The 19540-nt window shown below is 44.8% G+C and carries 14 protein-coding genes; 2 read left to right on the top strand and 12 right to left on the bottom strand.

Features of this window, described 5'->3' with window-relative positions:
• Positions 1–259: 259 nt before the first annotated feature.
• Positions 260–1405, bottom strand: coding sequence for an acyl-CoA dehydrogenase family protein (locus IT291_10155; protein MCC6221589.1), 1146 nt, complete (start codon positions 1403–1405; stop codon positions 260–262).
• A gap of 125 nt (positions 1406–1530) precedes the next feature.
• On the bottom strand, positions 1531–2520 hold the full coding sequence (gene meaB / locus IT291_10150) for a methylmalonyl Co-A mutase-associated GTPase MeaB (GenBank protein MCC6221588.1): 990 nt from the start codon (positions 2518–2520) through the stop codon (positions 1531–1533).
• 108 nt (positions 2521–2628) lie between these two features.
• Between meaB and IT291_10145 the strand changes: the two genes are divergently transcribed.
• Positions 2629–3162: a peroxiredoxin gene (locus IT291_10145; GenBank protein ID MCC6221587.1), complete on the top strand. Its 534-nt coding sequence runs from the start codon at positions 2629–2631 to the stop codon at positions 3160–3162.
• An 80-nt stretch (positions 3163–3242) separates the two neighbouring features.
• On the opposite strand, the gene IT291_10140 is transcribed toward IT291_10145, so the two are convergent.
• The 7 genes from IT291_10140 to IT291_10110 form a co-directional block, all read right to left on the bottom strand.
• Entirely contained in the window at positions 3243–3518 is a 276-nt protein-coding gene (locus IT291_10140; protein ID MCC6221586.1) for a histone H1, read from the bottom strand.
• A gap of 410 nt (positions 3519–3928) precedes the next feature.
• On the bottom strand, positions 3929–5041 hold the full coding sequence (gene ychF, locus IT291_10135) for a redox-regulated ATPase YchF (protein ID MCC6221585.1): 1113 nt from the start codon (positions 5039–5041) through the stop codon (positions 3929–3931).
• A gap of 82 nt (positions 5042–5123) precedes the next feature.
• A complete protein-coding gene (locus IT291_10130) occupies positions 5124–7121 on the bottom strand; it encodes a hypothetical protein (protein MCC6221584.1) in 1998 nt (665 codons plus the stop codon).
• A 4-nt stretch (positions 7122–7125) separates the two neighbouring features.
• Positions 7126–8325, bottom strand: coding sequence for a glycosyltransferase family 4 protein (locus IT291_10125; GenBank protein MCC6221583.1), 1200 nt, complete (start codon positions 8323–8325; stop codon positions 7126–7128).
• A 28-nt stretch (positions 8326–8353) separates the two neighbouring features.
• The gene (locus tag IT291_10120; protein ID MCC6221582.1) at positions 8354–9484 is read right to left on the bottom strand and encodes a glycosyltransferase family 4 protein; all 1131 of its coding nucleotides are present in this window, start codon (positions 9482–9484) and stop codon (positions 8354–8356) included.
• Complete coding sequence (locus IT291_10115; protein MCC6221581.1) at positions 9481–10260, bottom strand: ABC transporter permease; 780 nt, start codon at positions 10258–10260, stop codon at positions 9481–9483. Before IT291_10115 ends, IT291_10120 begins: the two co-directional genes overlap by 4 nt.
• Positions 10261–10264: 4 nt before the next feature.
• The gene (locus IT291_10110; protein ID MCC6221580.1) at positions 10265–11683 is read right to left on the bottom strand and encodes an ABC transporter ATP-binding protein; all 1419 of its coding nucleotides are present in this window, start codon (positions 11681–11683) and stop codon (positions 10265–10267) included.
• Between the two features lie 196 nt (positions 11684–11879).
• Here IT291_10110 and add point away from each other — a divergent pair, with 196 nt between their 5' ends.
• Entirely contained in the window at positions 11880–12893 is a 1014-nt protein-coding gene (add, locus tag IT291_10105; protein MCC6221579.1) for an adenosine deaminase, read from the top strand.
• 46 nt (positions 12894–12939) lie between these two features.
• Here the strand turns inward: add and IT291_10100 are convergent, their stop codons facing one another.
• The 3 genes from IT291_10100 to IT291_10090 form a co-directional block, all read right to left on the bottom strand.
• Positions 12940–14970: a hypothetical protein gene (locus IT291_10100; protein ID MCC6221578.1), complete on the bottom strand. Its 2031-nt coding sequence runs from the start codon at positions 14968–14970 to the stop codon at positions 12940–12942.
• 4 nt (positions 14971–14974) lie between these two features.
• Positions 14975–17587: a DUF2309 family protein gene (locus tag IT291_10095; protein ID MCC6221577.1), complete on the bottom strand. Its 2613-nt coding sequence runs from the start codon at positions 17585–17587 to the stop codon at positions 14975–14977.
• A 197-nt stretch (positions 17588–17784) separates the two neighbouring features.
• On the bottom strand, positions 17785–19540 hold a 1756-nt coding region (locus IT291_10090; protein MCC6221576.1), incomplete at its 5' end, for an acetoacetate--CoA ligase.

Below are 19540 nucleotides of genomic sequence, written 5' to 3'. Positions count from 1 at the left end.
TGGTATAAACAGCAAGTGCGTAAGCACTTGCCAATAAACAACAAATACCGTTTCCAAAAAGTAAAATATTTAACTTACTTTTTGGAAACGGTATACATGAGCTGACCCGATCGGATGTAGAAGCGGCGTGAAAAACAGCATTCACTACGCCAAACTTTTTTAGTCGCTGCTCTAACTAAAACTTCATTTGACAGTCATGGTGCATGACATGGCTGTATGTCAGATAAAAAAGTAGTGAAATGAATCAACTGGCAGTGCGTTACATCGCCCTTGCTGCAGCCATGGCCATTACTTCGCTAGTGCCGCCGCCAATTGTGAGTAAGCGAAGATCTCTTAACCAGCGTTCGACGATAAATTCGGTGGTATAACCATAACCGCCGTGCATCTGCAAACAGGAATCCGCTATATCAATGGCAAGCTCACAGACAAAGAGCTTTGCTAAGCTGACTTCCTTGCGACAGTTCTTATTGGCATTTAGCAGCTTCAAACAGCGATGGCAAAGCGCCTCAGTCGATTTAAGCTTGCTCCAAAAAACGGCAAGCTTCTCTCTCGTGTTGTCATAACTTGCAACTGGTCGACCAAAAACAATTCGGTCATTTACATAAGAAATGGTCTTCTCTAAACAGGCTCTCGCCCCACCGAGAGCAGTTAGTGCCAACATCAACCTTTCCCACTCTAAAGACTTCATCGCTATATACCAGCCATCGTTTAAGGTTCCAATAATCATAGATTTATGCACTTTGACATCATTGAAAGCCAGTTCGGCCGTATCGGAACAATGCCACCCCATCTTAGAAAGCGTCTTTGTCACCTTAAATCCTGCAAGGCTAGTATCTACTACAAATGTCGTAAAGCCTCCGTAGCCTCTGTTCGCATCTGTCCTAGTAAGCAGCAAAACGAAGTTAGCCCTCGCACCATTGGTAATAAAAGTCTTAGCTCCATTAATTATAAAGTAATCCCCATCTTTAACGGCTTTGGTTCTTATCATCGCTAAATCGCTACCGGCCCCTGGCTCAGTAAAGGCATATGCACCTATCGCCTGCCCCTTTAAAGCTTTGGTAAGCCAAATATTTTTCGCCTCTACACTTCCGTGCTGAGCTAATGCCGGCGTAATGACCAACGAATGCATATTAACAGCGGTTGTAAGGCCAACAGAGGGAATTTTGCCAAACTCTTCACACCAGGCTCCCGCCATAATGTAATCACCACCACAACCACCCAAGCCTTCCTCAACCAATATGCCCAAAAAACCCTGTTCTCCGAGTTTCTCCAGCAAGGCAGAGGGAAAACCATGCGCTTCTTCCCAGGAACTAACAAACGGCGTTATGTGCTTTTCGGAAAAACGCCTAATGCTCTCCTGAAGGGATTTATGTTCTTGTTGATATATGCTTCCCATAATTCTCATTCACATGCATTACTTTAAACTTAAACTCCTAAACCGTTTCCAAAAAATAAAATATTTAACTTACTTTTTGGAAACGGTATTTGTTGTTTATTGGCAAGTGCGTAAGCACTTGCTGTTTATACAATTTACAAAAATCCTTTTTGTAGATTGTATAAACTCGATCCACACAGCGCCTTATAGCGTGCCACTAAATCTCTAGCGACAATTAACGGCGCTACTCTCTCATTTACTATTCTTTCAACACCGGCTTCTATCTGCACATCGTTCGCGTCAATTGCCATGATTTCGGCTAGTATCAAACTAGACATTTGTTGAAATAGCACACTCCGTGCAAAGTCTTTTCGCTTTTTTTGCTTTAGACCCAGACTCGCCGCAGCTTTCCTAAACTCATCTTTCGCTCGCAATAGATCGGCTACTCCTTGACCAGATGTGGCGCAGGTTTTTACAATCTCGACCTTAGGCATAGAATCGGCCAAACTTAAAACCATGTTTAGCTCTCGCTCCAAAGCATTTGCGCCATCGCGATCAGCTTTGTTAATCACAAACACATCGGCAATTTCTATAATTCCTGCCTTAAGAGCCTGAATGGAGTCTCCCATTCCTGGAACTAATACAACTACGCAAACATCCACCCCTCGCATGACATCCACCTCAACCTGCCCAACCCCAACGGTTTCTATAATTATGACATCATAGCACGCAGCATCTAACACATAACTAACATCCCAAGTACTCGCGGCTATTCCACCCATGGCGCCTCGTGTCGACATTGAGCGAATAAAAGCATTCTTCTGCAACATGGACTTCGACATGCGAATGCGATCGCCTAATAAAGCTCCTCCACTAAAAGGGCTACTTGGATCAATGGCAAGCACCGCTACTTTTTTGCCCATATTGAGCAACTGTTCCATCACTGCATTGACCAAAGTCGACTTGCCAACACCTGGCGCACCCGTAAACCCCAAAATCTCCGCCCGTCCACTATGTAAATACATTTGTTCGAGACATTGCTCCCAGCCTGGCATATGATTTTCAATGACCGAGATCGCTCGCGCAAGAGATCTCGGCTCGCCACTGAGCACTCCATCAACTAGAGATTTAACATCAGTAATCATCTACAAACGGTGCCTTTACTTGAATATTGCTCCTAACAGCGGTAAATTACCAAATTGTAACAAAATTAAACTATTAATTAATAATTGCACTATTTTGGAGCTCTTAATATGTTAGGCGTCGGACAAGCATTTCCTCGATTTTCACTTAAAGCAACGATAAGTACTAATCCTAGCGACTTTTGTAAAATTATAACAAGCGAAGATTGCCAGGATAAATGGAAAGTTTACTTTTTCTGGCCGAAAGATTTTACATTTGTATGTCCTACTGAAATAGTAGAATTTGCAAATCTAAATAGCGAATTTAACGCCAGAAGTACCCAATTAATGGGTTGTAGCACCGATTCGGAATACGTGCATTTGGCATGGAGGCAAAGTAACCCAGAACTAAAGCAACTTCCCTTCCCAATGCTTGCAGATATAAAGCACGAGTTGTGCGCGGCGTTAGGCATTTTAGATCCCAAAGAAGGAGTGGCTCAGCGAGCGACGTTTATCGTCGATGGAAATGACATTATTAGATATGTCTCCGTTAACGACCTCCAAGTAGGGCGAAACCCTTCTGAAGTGCTTAGAGTATTGGACGCTCTACAAACCAACAAGTTATGTCCTTGTAACTGGCAAAGAGGCCAAGCAACTCTTTCGTAAATTCAGCGAATATTCGCTTATAAACAAAAAAAGGGGGCAACTAAGCCCCCTTTTTTTGTTTTGCAGCAGAAGCTTTACGCTTATGCTCGCTTTACAGCACTGCTCTTAACAGTCTTCTTACGTGCCGCAGAGCGAGGTGCTACCTTGCGTCGAGCTGGTTTCTTTCGACGCACTGAAGCTGAACGAGTAGCACTAGCTGTCTTCTTTGCCGCTGGCTTCTTAGCAGCCGGTTTCTTTGCGGCTGGCTTTTTGGCGGCTGGCTTCTTAGCAGCCGTGGTTTTCTTTGCCGCTGGCTTCTTAGCAGCTGGCGCTTTTTTAACAGCTGGCTTCTTAGCAGCTGGTTTCTTCTTGGCTATAGCCATAATTCTTTCTTCCTTTCTGTTCCGTGTTAATCTTATGAGGCCCTAAATCAACTTACCTAAGATATACTCAAAAACAAACTATTCTAAGGCCACCATAGTTACTTAACTAGCTACAAACCACATCCCACTTCAGACCGTGTAAAGAACCTCAGTCCATCCTTCCTCATCTCCTCTGAGAAAGAACTAACATAAGTTTACATTTTACCAAACACTTTTTTACAGCCTGCGCAGTCCCGTTCGTCGGAAGTGGTGCAGCTCATGCATAGTTGTTTATTCTGAACTCGTCAGTTACGCAACTATTTACTTTTGATGCAAGAAGAATCGATAGTAAATCAAAAAAACTTTACACCGATTATTGCCTCGCAACACTTGGAACAAAAAAAGAAACCATTAGAGCGAGGAAGCTAGACGTTAAACCGGAAATGAACAATGTCTCCATCCTGCATTAGATAGCTCTTGCCCTCGACGCGCATAGCTCCTTTCTCCTTCGCTCCAACCTCTCCACCATATCGAACATAGTCGTCAAAACCTATTACCTCAGCTCTAATAAAGCCCTTCTCAAAATCAGTGTGAATCTTGCCAGCCGCCTGCGGCGCCGTCGTCCCTTTAGCACATGTCCAAGCATGTGTTTCCTTGGGCCCTACCGTAAAAAACGTTATTAAATTCAGCAAGTTATACCCAGCTAGAATGAGCCTATCCAAACCTGATTTGAGTATGCCTAACTCCTCCAAAAACGCCTTGCGCTCATCTACATCTAGCTGCGAAATCTCCTCTTCAACACGAGCTGAAACAACTACTAGAGGAAGGCTAGTAGAACCACCGAGTCGCCGTTTGAGATATCGCACGAGCTCGCCCAAGGAGCCTTTAGTATTTTCATCAGGACAATAATTTGGCGCATCTTCTGAAACGTTTGCCAAATAGAGAACTGGCTTACTAGTGAGTAGACCTAAGCCCTCGAGCTTCTCGGCAGGAACATTCCCGTTTAACATTTTTCCTGCCTGTAAACATTCCAGTGCCAGATTTAACTTCTCTAGTTCCTGAATTGCCGCTTTATCGCCACCTTTAGCCGTCTTTGCCACGCGGTCAATGCGTCGCTCTACTGACATCAAGTCCGCCAGCATCAACTCCGTCTCTATCACCTCGATATCATCAACTGGCGAAACTGAACCATTAACATGAACTATATTGCTGTCCTCAAAGCACCTAACCACATGAATAATGGCGTCTACGTCGCGAATGTGGCCCAAAAACTGATTCCCCAAACCCTCTCCCTTCGAAGCTCCCTTAACGAGACCAGCAATATCGACAAACTCAATTTTAGTGGGGATAATCTGCTTTGAATTGGCCACTTTTGCCAATATTTCTAGCCTAACATCGGGCACAGAAACGATCCCAGTATTGGGATCTATCGTACAAAACGGATAATTTGCCGATTCGGCCTGAGCAGATGTCAGTGCATTGAAAATTGTAGATTTTCCGACATTGGGCAAACCAACAATGCCACAATTAAAACCCATAATCTTACTTCTCCTTTAAAAAATCTTGAGGACGCATCTATTGCAGTAAACAAACATCAAAGGCGGCTGTCTATGCGTAGGACTAGGAAGTTTCTACTCCAAAGAGGGATATTTCTGCAATCGACCAATCAAAAATATTGTCTTCGCCTTGCTGGCTAAGCCTAAGCTGCCGCATTGCCATAGGAGCAAACCTAATTTGCCACAAGCGCTCCTTCTCCAGGACATAATCAATCGCCTCTCCAACGCGGGTGTCAAATAACACACACCACTCGCCATCTGCATCCATACCCTCAATCACTAACTCCCTAGGCGCATCGTGCAGCCAGAAACCATAATCTATATCAATTCCGCTAATAGCTGGGCTCTCTGGAGCAATTTGAATATCTATAACCATCCCCTGATTTTGCGGCATGCCACTGGCCCAGCGGGTACCTAAGTTAGCATCTAAGAGCGCCGAAACTTTATCATTTCCGACTGAAGTTTTTATTTGTTCCGGCATAACCCGTACCTCATGTAATTCATTTCCCTGCGATAAATCGCGCTCTACAAGGTCTATCACTGAATACGGCCCCAAATTTGTTCGCCTAAAGTGGTACCCAAGCTGAGAAAACCCCTGGACGACCGTATCTGCTTCGGTTTTTGTCAAGACATATACTTCTGGTCTAAAACTTTCGTGAGCTAAATCCTCGTATTCGGGAATCCTAAGCACCCATGGGCCGCGATAACGGCTAAACGTAATTCGCTCCCTTGTCTCAAAAGCCACGCGATAGCCAATCCAGTAATTAGTAAGAATATGGCTATAGTTCTGCGAATCGAGCCAGGCGTATAACTTAGAATGATCTTCAGCTACCCTCTCACCTTTAAAGACAAAAGGTTGTCCAGGTATTGCCCCAGCCCCAGCAAAATTCGACATAGCGTTTACAAACAAGAGGCTAAAAAACATGAGACAACCAAGTAGCTTAACCGGCAAAAAGCGGAAACTCTGCAAGCTCGAAAAGGCAGATCCAAACAAGACAAACAGCACAGAATACGCTGGCAATAAATACCGAGGCGCCTGAGATAGCGAGCCAAATTGGCTAGCTGAGAAAATTGCCGGCAGACCTAAACAAAAAAGCAGCAGCAAGCATAATACCAATTTTTGTTCCGACCTTTTACAACCCCAAACCACGACGAGAATAACCACTGCATAGACTACATAAACTAAAATTGAACTGCCTTGGAAAATATCATTAAGCGACCAAAACTGCCGCGCCCCAAAGATAATCGGAAGTGCCTCCGCAAAAAAGCCTCTCAAATGCGATAAAACATCTGCGAACGATGCCCTCTCGAACAAGAAAAAAGATTGAAAGCGTGGCCTGGTAAAAAAATTTGCATACCAAAAAGGAGATCCACCAATAAAAAAACCAAAAATCCCCAGACTACCGTACTGGAAACTTTTTACAAAACCCTTTGCCCACCATAAAAACACGCCAAGAACGAGGCCAATAGGGGCTAAATAAAATATTATCTGGTTATTGACCCACCACCCAAGGCCAAGGACTAGGCCGAGAAAAAATAACTGTCGCGGAATTTGGAGGCTTTGGCCTAGAATTATCCGGCTCGCTAAAATTAAGGCTAATGTTCCAATCACCACTAGTTCGATAAAGCCACCGCGTGCCATCGTGCTCCACAAAACAAGAGCACTGGGCCCAAAAGCCGTTAAAATGCTCGCAACCGTCGCTCCGCGCCGATCTGTTACATGCCGCGCCAACACGTATACTAACGCAATGTGAATTCCAGAAAATATCAGTGGAACAGCTTTTAGAGCCCAACTAGAGTAGCCAAGGAATTTAAAACTGGTGGCCGCAAGAATGGCCTCAAAACTACCCATGTAGTGCTGGCCGTAGTAAAATATTGGCCAGGGCTTGCCTTCCGCTATGTGCTTTGCCATTAGGCCCACAATGGCCTCATCCGCGTCAATTACGGCATTCATCTGATAAAGCAAATTAAAGCGCAGGCCGAGGCCCAAAAGAACCAGCGCGATTACTAAAGCAATGTCCGCCACAAAACTTCGATAAGTCTTTAGAATATCAGCCGACATGTGCTTATTTCTTTAAGAAATAATCGTATGCCTCAATGGTCATCGAAGCAGTCTTAGACCATGAAAAATGTCTAGCGCGCCGGACTCCTAGCTGGGAAAGTTCAATTTGTCTATCGATAGAGGCCATAATCTCAATTATCTTTGTGTTCCATTCCAGTTTATCAGGCTTCTCCACCAAAATTGAATTATCGCCCACTACCTCCGGTATGGATGAATTGCGAAATGCTATAACTGGAACACCACAGGCCATAGCTTCCAGTACTGGTAGTCCAAAACCTTCATATAGACTAGGAAACAAGACTAGAGTTGAGGCATGGTAAAGCTTAATAAGGGTCTCCTCATCTACAAAACCTCTCAGTTGCACGTCATCATTCAAATTCAAGTGATGAATTTGAGACAAAAGCTTTGGATAATTATCATCGCCTACATAGCGCCCAATCATAAGTAGCTGAGGTCTTGAAGCACTATCAGTGCTACGTAGCAAATGGGCAAATGCGTCGAGCATAAAAGTCACATTTTTTCTAGCATCTATGCCTCCAACGTAAAGCAAAACGGGCCTACTTGCATCTAAGCCCACCTCCCTTCTTGCTTGGCAAATCTCGGCCTCAAAAACATCTCGGGACGCGGAGATGTTTCTCGCGATAAAACTCGCTCCGACAGCTAGAGGCGTAACGGCAATTTTCTGGGGGTTGATGTTAAGAAGTTCGACCAAATCGCTCTTTGTGGCTTCGCTTATAGCTATAATCCCACGAGCTTGCCGCACTGCCTGAAGTTCCAAATAGCGCGCAAATTTAAACCGCAAGTTCGTCTTATTGGCACTGTATAGCTCGGGAAACTTGAGAGGAATTAAATCTAGGACAGTAACAAGATATGGCACAGCACAACGACTAGGAGCATCTACGTGGGAAAAGAAATGGAACAAATTTACCCCTTGCTTTGCGATGCGTCGAGGTAGCAATATTTGCTGCTCAAGTGTATTGCGACCCAGAGGTGCAAGCTTGTATAAGCGGCGTTCGAGCTTCCCGGCTCCCAGCGATTCTGTCGAGGCAGGCACGAATTCGTACGGCAGTTCTTCCTTCCCTGCCTGAATCGCAAAGAGTTCTCTAACTAGTTCGCTTACATATCGACCTGTCCCACGCCCATAATGAGCTTTAAACCCGTTTTCCTGCGCGCGCAGGTCTAGCCCTATTCTTAGCTTTGTCACAGTTTTACAGCTCTTCTCGCCATCGATATTACAAAGACCGTTTTTTTGCATACTCGCTCTCACTGCCAAAGATAGCTTGCAATAATACTCTTTCAAAATGTGCGGCAAACTTATCAGGTAAAAAGTCCTTTGCGCGGCCTTTTCCACCTTCAATAACTTTTGCTCTAAGCTGCGAATCGGTTAACAATATGTTCATGAGTTCAGCTACCGCAGCTGGATCTTTCCTCTCGAGCAATATTCCGCCATCTTCCAAAGTCGCGCCGATAGCACATGAATCAAAAGCAATAACTGGCAGGCCAAAATACATTGACTCTAGCAAGGGGAGGCAAAATCCTTCGTGCTCACTCATGCACAGGTATAAATCACAATTCTCATAAAAAGCCCTAAGCTCTGAGTCCGCCACTGACCCAACGAAGTTAACGACCTCCTTTAGCTGCAATTTAGCTACCAAGCGACGCAATTCTAGGGAGTATATTTCTGTGTCTATATCTATGCCTACCAACCAAAGACGGCTATTGGGCTCAATCTTATGGTGATAGAAATAAAAAGCCTTGATGATGTCCTCTATGCACTTATTGGGAGCTATTCTACCTACGTGCAATATATTCTTGCCCGCAGAAGACTTAATAGCGCGTGCTATTCCCGCATTAGCCTCCACTTGCCACTTGTCTAAATCGAGTAACAAAGGCAAAACCTCCACCTCTCGGTCCTGAACAGACAGCAATTCCTGCCTATTAAACTCAGAATCGGCGAGAAGCACATCGGCCTGAGCCAACAAATTTCCAAGTTTCTCCTGTGCCGCTATTAAATCCCTCTCCACACGAGCGTTATAATTGTGAAACCATCTTGGAGGCGTGAGATTATGGTAAATGACGACTCGCAATGCTCGTGATAGATCCATAAAAACTTCGTCAAAAAGCGAAGCAATCGAATAATGCAAAATGGCTATGACTTCTTCGCCTGTTCCTAGAGCTTTATTATAATCCTCTCTAAGCGCAGTCCAAGGTTTTCTATGCTGGATAACCTTTTCATGTGCATGAAGCGAGTAGATCTCATTTCTAATGCCCATTTTATTTAATAGAGATTTTATTGCGAGCGTCTCGCCGGAAATAGCGTCGCCGTAATTTAGCGTGTGAACTAACTGATAAATCTGCCTCATACCAACTCCGCAAACCCTTCTCGATACCTATTAAACACTAAGTTGCCCATGAGAAATGTAAGCAGGGCAATGGATGCAACCAAAGCTAACAAATTCCAAGCAGGGAAGACGCCTTCTAAAAAAATCTCATGATACATTCTAGTAAATAACGCTAGTGGGTTTAAATATATAGTAAATCTAAATTTAGCCGGAATATTTTCTACCGGATAGAGAATCGGACACAGAAAAAATAATAGCGTCATCACATTGCCCAAAATGTGCTGTATGTCGCGGTAATAGACGTTTAGTGCGGATAACAATAAACTAAGGCCTGCGATAAAAACCAATTCCACGGCAATAACTAAGGGTAAAGAGATGAGACTGGGACTCATGTTAACGCCAACGACCAACATGAATCCTAGTAAAATTGGTATAGCAAAGAGAAAATGCATTAGGTTAGTTAGCACCGCCACTATGGGCAACACGTGAGCGGGGAACATGGCCTTAGTTATTAAACTCCCACCGCTAGAGATGGCGCTAGTTGCTTCGAGAAGACCGCTGGAAAACCAGATCCAGGGCAATAATCCAGTAAATAAGAACAAAGTGTAATTCTCAACATCGTCAAAGCGTATGTAGAACCTAAATACTAACGAATACACTGCTATAAGGCACAAGGGATTTAGAAATGACCAGACAAATCCAAGCACGGATCCTCTGTATCTAGCACTTAGGTGTCTACATAGCAGTGCCCAGACTAAAGCGCGATATTTCCATAGCTCTCGAATATTGCGGTTCATAACTCTAGAATACCCACCTATGAAGCGGATTAAAGATGCCATGGTACTTAGTGTGACTTCTCACGGAAAATTTGTGCAAGCAGTGATGGTAATCATAAGGATAGCCATCACCGCGATGAGCAGCGACGTCTAGAAAATAAGTGTCATCTAAAAGAGATAGCCTTTCTAAGATAAATTTAAAAGTAAACAGTCCTCCACCGCTAGCGACTCCATCCTGCGCCTCTAAAGACTCATCTCGCAGCACGTCAATATTTTCGAGCTTGGTATTAGTGCCAAATATGCACAGGCCATCCGCTCTCAGTATTCCTATTCCAAAAACCAAATCATCCACCGGCTGATTATACTTGTAGCTTACCTCTACCGTTACCTTTTCATCTGCGTGAAAGAGCCATTTAGGACTTAGTGACGCATCTAACATCTTTACCTCGGCCACTTCTACCTCGCGATTACCCCAACGCCCAACTGCTGCCGCATGAAAGTCTCGAGGCGTCTCATCTGTAGAGCCCCCTTTAGGATTTTCGCCATTAACAATACTTTCTGTCGAGAAAGCTCCTTCAGTGGCTTTCTCTAACTCTCCTGCCACGTCCCTATTGGTCGACTCTAGCTCCTTAGTCTCTTGCTCCTCTATAGCCATTAAGTACTTATCGATAACCTGCCGAGGTTCTCCCCGACTACGCACTACGCCCTTTTCTAGCCAAATCGCTTCGTCGCACCAGCGCAGAACGCTTTCAAGGTCATGCGTGACAAAGATAAGCGTCTTGCCTTTTTTGCGAAAGTCACTAATGGTTTCATGGCAGCGATGCACAAATGCAGCATCCCCTACCGATAAAACTTCGTCCACTAAGAGAACGTCGGGATCAGTGTGTATGGCTAGGCTAAACCCTAGGCGCATGTACATCCCCGAAGAATAGGTTCTCACTGGATTATCTATAAACTCTTCTAGCTCTGCGTATCGCACTATATCGCTAAAGCGCTCGTCTATCTCTTTGCGCGAAAGGCCATACATCACTCCCCCCAGATATATATTCTCCCGACCCGTAAAGTCCGGATGGAACCCAGCACCTAACTCAATCAAAGCAGATATCCTGCCCTTTACCGACACACTTCCCTTGTCAGGCTGATATATGCCCGATATGAGTTTTAAGAGTGTAGATTTCCCGGAGCCATTGCGTCCTATAACGCCCAATGATTCTCCCGAGCGAACGCGCACGGTTATGTCATCTAGCGCACAAAAAAAGTTCTCCTTACCACCTGAACGCCGAAACAAGCCATCGAGAATGCGAGTTTTTAGAGTGTCGTAGCTTTTCCTGGCAAGCGAGGCCCTGCGAAATCTCTTCGAGACATTTGACAGTTCAATGCTGGCTAGGTGCGAATCGCCATGTTCGCCAGTGCCATTTGGAGACACTGCCATTATCGACTTCATATAATCCCGCCTATTTTAATGTGTGTTAAGAATGGCTAAACTCAAATAACTCTTGTGCCTTAAAATCATCAGACATTAACGAGGAAATTTGTAATATGTCAACTCTCAGATTAAAATAATAATTGCCTGACCAAGCGCGTTTACCTCTAGCGATTCCAGTCCTAGTGCTATGATTGTGTCTCAAACGAAATACTCTATGACCCTGGCGACAACCCTAATAGCTACACCTAAAGCCGACCTTCACGTTCACTTAGAAGGCACGGTCGACTTTGCGACACTAAGAAAGCTTGCTAAGAAGAATAATGTCGCTCTTGCTAAGCCTACCTACCTGGAGATAAAGGGCGGCTATGGGCCTATTCCACCACCAAACCTAGTTAATAGATACCCGCAGACTTTTAGTTTTGAGCAGTTTATCGCCATATACTTAAAAATATCCGAGTCAATCAAATCAGCTGAGGATGTCATGGCGATAGCTCATAACTATATTTTATCCTCCCAAGAACAGGGCATCGCTTATAGCGAGATATACTTTACGCCAACCACCTTTGAGGCTCTTGGTGCTGATCTGGTCAGTCTCATCGGAGGATTAGTTGCAGCCCAAGAGGCTGCTAAACTAGCAAACATTACTTTTAAGTGGATTTTTGACATAGTGCGAAATGCCGATACTAGTAGGGGCGAACGCACTCTCGAGTTAGCTAATTACGCCAAGGATATCGGTTTAGACGTAATTGCCATAGGACTCGCCGGCTATGAAAGCCATAACTCAACTAGACCCTTTGCCGAGGCTTTTAGCCGTGCCCAGAAACTTGGTTTTAAAACCATAGTGCATGCCGGAGAGACTGCGGGAGCAAGTGCCGTTAAAGAAGCTTTGGAAATTTTGAGACCCGATCGCATCGCCCATGCCATTAGCATCTTCGAAGATAAGGCTCTGGTGGACGAATTAATTGAAACCCAAATACCGATAGAAGTATGTCCTTGGAGCAATATTTCGCTAGGGCTTGCCGATACCGCCTCACATCCTCTGGCCAGGATGTTAGAAATGGGATTGAATGTATTAATAGGTTCCGATGACCCGGGCATCTTCGATAAGAGCTTGATAGAGAATTATTTACTGGCAGGAAGTTTGGGAGTTTCGGAGCAAGATTTGATCGCCCTTGCGGCTAATAGCCTCTCCATCCTTAACAAAACACCGCCCTCCCGGAACAGCTGAGCGCATCGATGAGCGCTTGCGATTAAGTTTGCTTTGATTGCCACCCTCAGTGGTAATGGGGATTGCCCTGTTGCTTTACTTGACTACAATCAGAACCTTTCGTCTCCTGTTCGGAAACCGACTTGTTTAGATTCTTGCGGCTATTAAAAACAGTTGAAAGACCCTGCCACCCCATTTTTTTGTGCGGCTCCGAGGGGTTTACATAAGCCCTTTCAATACTAAGTCCCGCAATTGATTCGCGTCCGACCATGTCTAAGTCGCGATATCTTTCGCGCTGCCCTAAAAAATTAACATAGTAAAACACAAACATCAGAATTGTATTTAGGGAAAGAATGAAAAACGCCTGTATTACTAGCTGTGGCGAAAGCGAAGTAACGCTATGAACTAAAAACTCCCAAACAAAAAAATTTCCCAAGCCTGGCACAGCTACGATCGACAGCCCAATTAAGAGAATGAGGTTATTGGTCAATGGCGTCCGGGAATAAAAAGCCCGAAAACTTTCGATATCGCCAAGATTCTTGCGATCCATCACCGTAAGGCCAAAAAAGACTACTAAGAGCGCCACAAACAACCACTGATAAGGCTCGACGACAGCGATTTGCTTAGCAGTTAACACCCCGAGAATAAGCTCAACTGAAAGAAAGGTGGCAAGCAAGAAGTGCTTTGGCTTATTGATATTGGCTCGAGCTATGACATTAAATCCTAGCGCCAGCACCAAGAAAAGCTCATCTCTACCTATAATACCCACACCTTCGATTTTTGGCGTTTCAAAAAAACTTAGCGCTATGTCAAGAACAACCCAGGAAAAAAGTACACCCGTAAAATAGCGCCGCAAGGAGCTAGCCGTAAATTGAGTTTTTGCAATTCCCAGGAAATCATCAATAAAATGAAGTTGTCGAGGAAATATACAAAACTCCAGCAGGCTTAAGGCATAGAATTTTCTCCTAAATGCAGGCGAAAAAAACCGCTCCAATAAGCTAACCTTTTTGGGATGATCGACCCCGTGGAGTTTTTGCTCCATAGCATGGTGAAGGTAAAGGAGTGAGGGAGCTCGCAGAAACTCAAAGGTGCGATAAAACCCATGCGAAACGCAATGAATCAGCGCCAAATGGCGAAAACCAAGAAATATTTCCACATATATGATTGCCAACTGAGTAGTAGCGGCAAAAGCCAACGCATTCTTGGCATCGCTAGCCTGACGACTCATAGCAGTAGAAAAAATTGCCGACAGCACACAAATAAATATGCCAATTAAATGCAGAGGATGAGACGCGGTCCAAGCAGAGGGCCATATTTTTAACATAATTAGCACCGGAATGTGCGTTGCTAATCCCCCATAAAACATCGCACTCGATGGAGTTGGCCCCTCCATGGCCCGTGGCAACCAATACCATGGGAAAACGCCTGACTTAATAAAACAAGCCAGCATAAAAAAACCGAGCAACCACTCAATTTTTCCGCCGTTTGCCGTGCCAAGTTCAGAAAATTCATGAATGCCAACTGAGCCTAAAATGACAACTAGGGCAAAGAGCATTAGATCGCCAATCTTATAAATAAACAACACCCGCAGGGAGTTCTTTAGCGGTTCCACGCGATGCTGGTACATCGCAATTAACAGTACCGAAGATACTCCCAGAAGCTCCCAGCCAATAAACATGTTTTGAGTAGATGCGCTAAATATCACCAGTGCTAAGGCAAGCTGAAAAACAAAATACAAAGTGAAGTACTTGTAGAGGTATACGTCTCGGTGCAAATAAAAAACCGAGAATTGGCCGACTATGCCCATAGTTATGGTGCTAAAGATTAGTGCCACATAGGAGCCAAAATCCCAACTTACGGCAAAATGCCAGCCAATACCGCAAAAATTTTCCAACTCGAGAGATAATGGAGTCGTTATTTCAAGAAGGAACAACGGCAACAGAATATGGAGAAAATCTATCAAACCACCGATTCTCACCAGGCCTCTAAGGAAGTTTTCATCGGGCCGTCGGTGGTAGCTGATAAACAAGCCTAGAAGTTTGATGAGAGGCGAAAGAAAAAAATAATGGGTTAGATAACCAATTACGAGTCGTTCCATTTTATTAATTTAGCATTCCAAAAGGCAGGTGATCCGCTTCCTCAAAAAGACGCCTATCAAAAATCTCATATTGAGGTATATCGGTCGCTAATGGTTCTATCGGACATAGCGATGTGTCATAGCGAAATAACTGCTTACGCCCCTCGTCGTGAACCACTAGTGATATCCAATCGTTCTTAACCAGCCGCTGAAAGCCACCTTCTTCACTTAAGAGCTTTTCCATTGCTTCTTTTGAGCAACAAACCAACATTAGCAGTCTCGTTGGCTCATGAATTTCAACCATCTGCCATGGAAGGCCAAGCTGAAGATCGCTCATGTAGCCATTCATAACTCCAACCAAAGACGTAATATTATGTGGTAACTTCGTTCCACAGCCGTAGCGTTCATTATCGACAAAACTAAAGTAATATTCCAGACTTATACCAGCACACACTGGACCAAGAGCACCCAGTAAGCCTTTTAGGATAGCTCCGTCGGGATCTACTGCTTCATCATAAGATACGAGAAATGCGCGCCTATCGAGAAACAAGTTTTTGGAATTGCGCCTGGGTCCCACAATGCAAAATGCATTGGTAGCATGGCCGTACTCGGGCCTAGGCTGAGTTAGGTCTAGAGCTCGGCCTTGGACATATTCAAAACACGCCTCATCACTTTTACTTGGCGACACATCGTCAAACCTTCGGCAACGTTCCGCTGAACTTAAACTCGCTGCTTTTTTTAGCATCGAATAATGCGCTCTAAGTTTTTCATCAGTTTCTAGCGGGGCATCAAAAATTATAATCTCATCGTTACAAGTATTGTGATAACCCCCAACAAAAACTGTCTCGTTAGGTATAGTTATCCCCCGTTTACCAAGCCCCTTCCTAACCTCTGCCTCATTTAGGATAGTTGCCAACAGCCGCGCATTAGGTGCACCACGCCCACCTCCACAAGCTCCACAGTCATGAGCAGCTTCATGAGGGTTATTCAAACTCGAAGAGCCATGCGCAATAAAAAACACATAAGGCGCAAAACTACCAGTTGCACCAGCCGTTCGCAAAACCGCCTCGGCTCTAGCAATTCGCTCCTCCAGATTATATCCGCGATCGGTTTCTTCTCGCTGATATACTAACCTAGTACGAAACGATTTGTAGAAATGAGAACGCAAATACTCCTTAATTTTTGCGCTAAATGCGGGCGAAATAATGTCTATAGAATAGGGAACAATATTAAATAAACCCTGTAAAATCGACTGCAAGCCGCCACGCACAAGTGTCTTTGAGCTGAGGCTGGCAAGCCATTGTAACTCGCCATAGGTGATGAGCCAGCGTAGACGGGAGGGCGATTCTATCATTTCTTCCCGAATAAACTTCTCCGCTCGAACTACGGGAGGACAAAGCTTGCGATAATGTTTGTCAAAGACTCCTTTAAAATTCATATCGAGGGCAAAATGACCTGCAACGCCAAACGTCTCACAGCTCTTGTCAATCTGCTCCAAATACCTGCGCAGCGATTCTTCTCTTTCATCAATACAGAAAAAGACCTGATAAGAAGGCTTGACAGGCTTATGATAGCTTTTTAATGCATTATGGCGATATATTCCCAAAAACTGGCGGTAAAGGGTCTCCTCAAATGCACACTGCCAGATTTCCTCCCGATGAAAATTCGTAAGTATCCTTAAATTATTTGGAATGGGTTCACCCTTAGACAAACCTATTACGCCAATGGCCTTGAGAAGAAAAACTGATTCAAACTGCGGGACAAGTGTAACTTTAGGAACTCGCAAACTCGACCACGCAGTGTATTTGGTAATTGCTGCAATCTCCAAGACCAGCAAGACCGCTAACATTTCTTCCAGGCTTGGCTTTATTTCTTTATTCTCAATCCATTCAGGATTATCCTCCAGACTTTTTGTAAGGGCTGCCCAGCCCTTATAGCGATTCAAAAGCTGAAAAAAATATTCCGAAAGATAATTTCTTTCGATGGGGAGATCTTTAACCAAGCGATCTATTGCCTCAGCGGCTGAACAGTCATTTAGATTTTGCACTATTGACCGTACGCGCCTGTCGAAGCTTCCTGCAAACAACAGCTTCTCGCTATACAACGCTACAAAACATTGCCAAATTCCCCGCTCTCGTTCAGGCATTGGCCAATAGGCTGCTCCAAAATCAAAATAGGCGGCAAAAAATTTGCAGAATACGGGCGTGATAACCTCAGAGATGTCGACATGCCGAATCTGTTTAAAAATTTCCCTAAAGTAACTGCGCTTCTCCACACAGGTATCCGCTATAAATGCCTGCACCCGGGAATCGACTCGCAAGCCGGGGATTGCTGGCAAAGTTAACAGTTTAAAAACTGCCTCGCTATCCAACGCGCTATTGTGGCGGCGTAAGAAACGCTCGATCGACTGTTTAAGCTCCTCTTTTCCGATGCGGCCACGTGCAAACTGCTTGCGATACCAAGACTCGCTCATAAACGCAAAAGCATCGTTTAGGATGGCCCCCTTTTTTACCGCCTCTAGGAAATGATAATCTTCGAAGTGGTGTAGCGTATTGTGGTGAACAAAATACGGCAACGGCCCCTGCTCCGGGAGCAACTCTCTTGCTTCTTTGACAAGTTGTTGAACTGATGCAGACATAAGCAATACTTTGGGAGCCCACAGGCTATAGCGATTAATGCTAAAGAGAGGCTTACTTCTAACTTAAATATACTTAATGAAATCAGAATGCTTTACCTTGAGCCGCGGCGGAAGATATACATTGTTTTTTTATCTTAGGCAAGTGCTAAGGAGAGCCTTATTGGGTAAAGCGAGGACCGCCGATGATAAAAACTCCGCTAGGTTCTAAGTGCTTCTAAATTCCTAAAAACTTCCAATGCCTCTGGATTTGACAAGGCGTCGAGATTTTTCACCGCTCGGCCATGCATGACATTTTTTACGGCAAGTTCAGCTATCTTACCGTTAAATGTCTTAGGTAAATCGGAAACCTGAATTATCTTTGCAGGAACATGTCGGGGAGTAGTATTCTTTCTTATCTGGGCTTTTAGACTTTCCCGCAAATCATCGCTTAAAACCAAATCGGGGCGAAGTTTCACAAATAAAATAACGCGCTCGCTTCCTTCCCACTCTTGCCCAACGGCCATGCACTCCAGTATCTCGAGAAACTGCTCCACCTCCTGGTATATTTCTGCGGTTCCTATCCGCACTCCCCCAGGATTTAGAACGGCATCAGAGCGGCCGTAGATAATCACACCATCATGTGCCGTAATCTCAGCCCAATCGCCATGGCGCCACACGCCGTCAAATACGTTAAAATAAGCATTGTGGTATTTCTCCCCCTCTGGATCATTTAAAAAGTATATCGGCATGGAAGGAAATGGCCTAGTACACACTAGTTCGCCGCATTCCTGGATAACAGACTCACCGTCCTCGTTAAACACTTCAACGCTCATGCCTAAGCCCCGCGTTTGCAGCTCGCCGCTATAAACGGGAGTAATTGGATTGCCTAGGGCAAAACAGGAAACAATATCGGTTCCTCCGGAAATAGAGGCCAGATGAATATCGCGCTTGATGCTAGAATAAACAAAGGAAAAATTTTCGGGCAATAGTGGGCTTCCGGTAGAAAGAATCAACCTTAGCGCCGACAAGTCGTGAGATTCTATGGGTCGAACGGCGGCCTTTTCCACAGCAGAAATATACTTCGCGCTAGTTCCAAAGACACTGAGCTTTTCTCTCTCGGCGACATCAAATAGGGCCTTGCCATCGGGGTAAAAAGGCGAGCCATCATACAAGAGAACCGTTGCTCCCACTGCTAGGCTACTAACTAGCCAGTTCCACATCATCCAGCCACAAGTGGTATAATACATTATTTTATCACTGCGCTTGAGATCGCAATGCAGCACCAGTTCCTTAAGGTGCTGAATCAAAGTTCCACCAGCACCGTGCACAATGCACTTAGGAGCCCCCGTAGTTCCCGATGAATACAATATGTAGAGCGGATGGTCGAAGGGCAAATGCACAAACTCAATTTCCCCCGGCGACTTAGACTGTATTTCCGCCCACTGCAAACTATCCCGCACCATGGAGATATCGGGGGTGGGCGAAGCATAGGGGATAACAATCGTATGCTCTATCGAGGTTATTTCTTTTGCAAGCTGAGAGGCCGTCTGCAAGGTGTCGCAAAATTTGCCGTTATAAAAGTACCCATCTGCCGTAAACAAAATCTTAGGATCAATTTGCGAAAAGCGATCGCGCACCGCCCTAAGACCGAAGTCAGGCGAACAAGAAGACCATACCGCCCCGAGGCTAGCCGTAGCTAACATGGCAATAACCGTTTGAGGAATGTTAGGCAGGTAAGCAGCTACTTTATCGCCAACGCCTACGCCAAGAGATTTAAGATAGGAGGCAACCTTGCTCACTTCATCGCACAATTGAGCATAGCTTATGCTCTCCCTTTGCCCACGCTCGGAAACAAATACAATTGCTGGTTTGGTATCCTTAAACCTAAGCAAATTCTCGGCAAAATTTAAACTAGCTCCCCGAAACCACTTGGCGTCGCGCATACTATGCCCATTCGCGCAAACCTCGTCCCAT

It is taken from the genome of Deltaproteobacteria bacterium, from assembly GCA_020845775.1.
In the GTDB taxonomy this organism is placed as follows: Bacteria; Bdellovibrionota_C; UBA2361; order SZUA-149; family JADLFC01; genus JADLFC01.
Note: the sequence above shows the minus strand (reverse complement) of the source record. Positions and strands in the feature narration are given on the sequence as shown.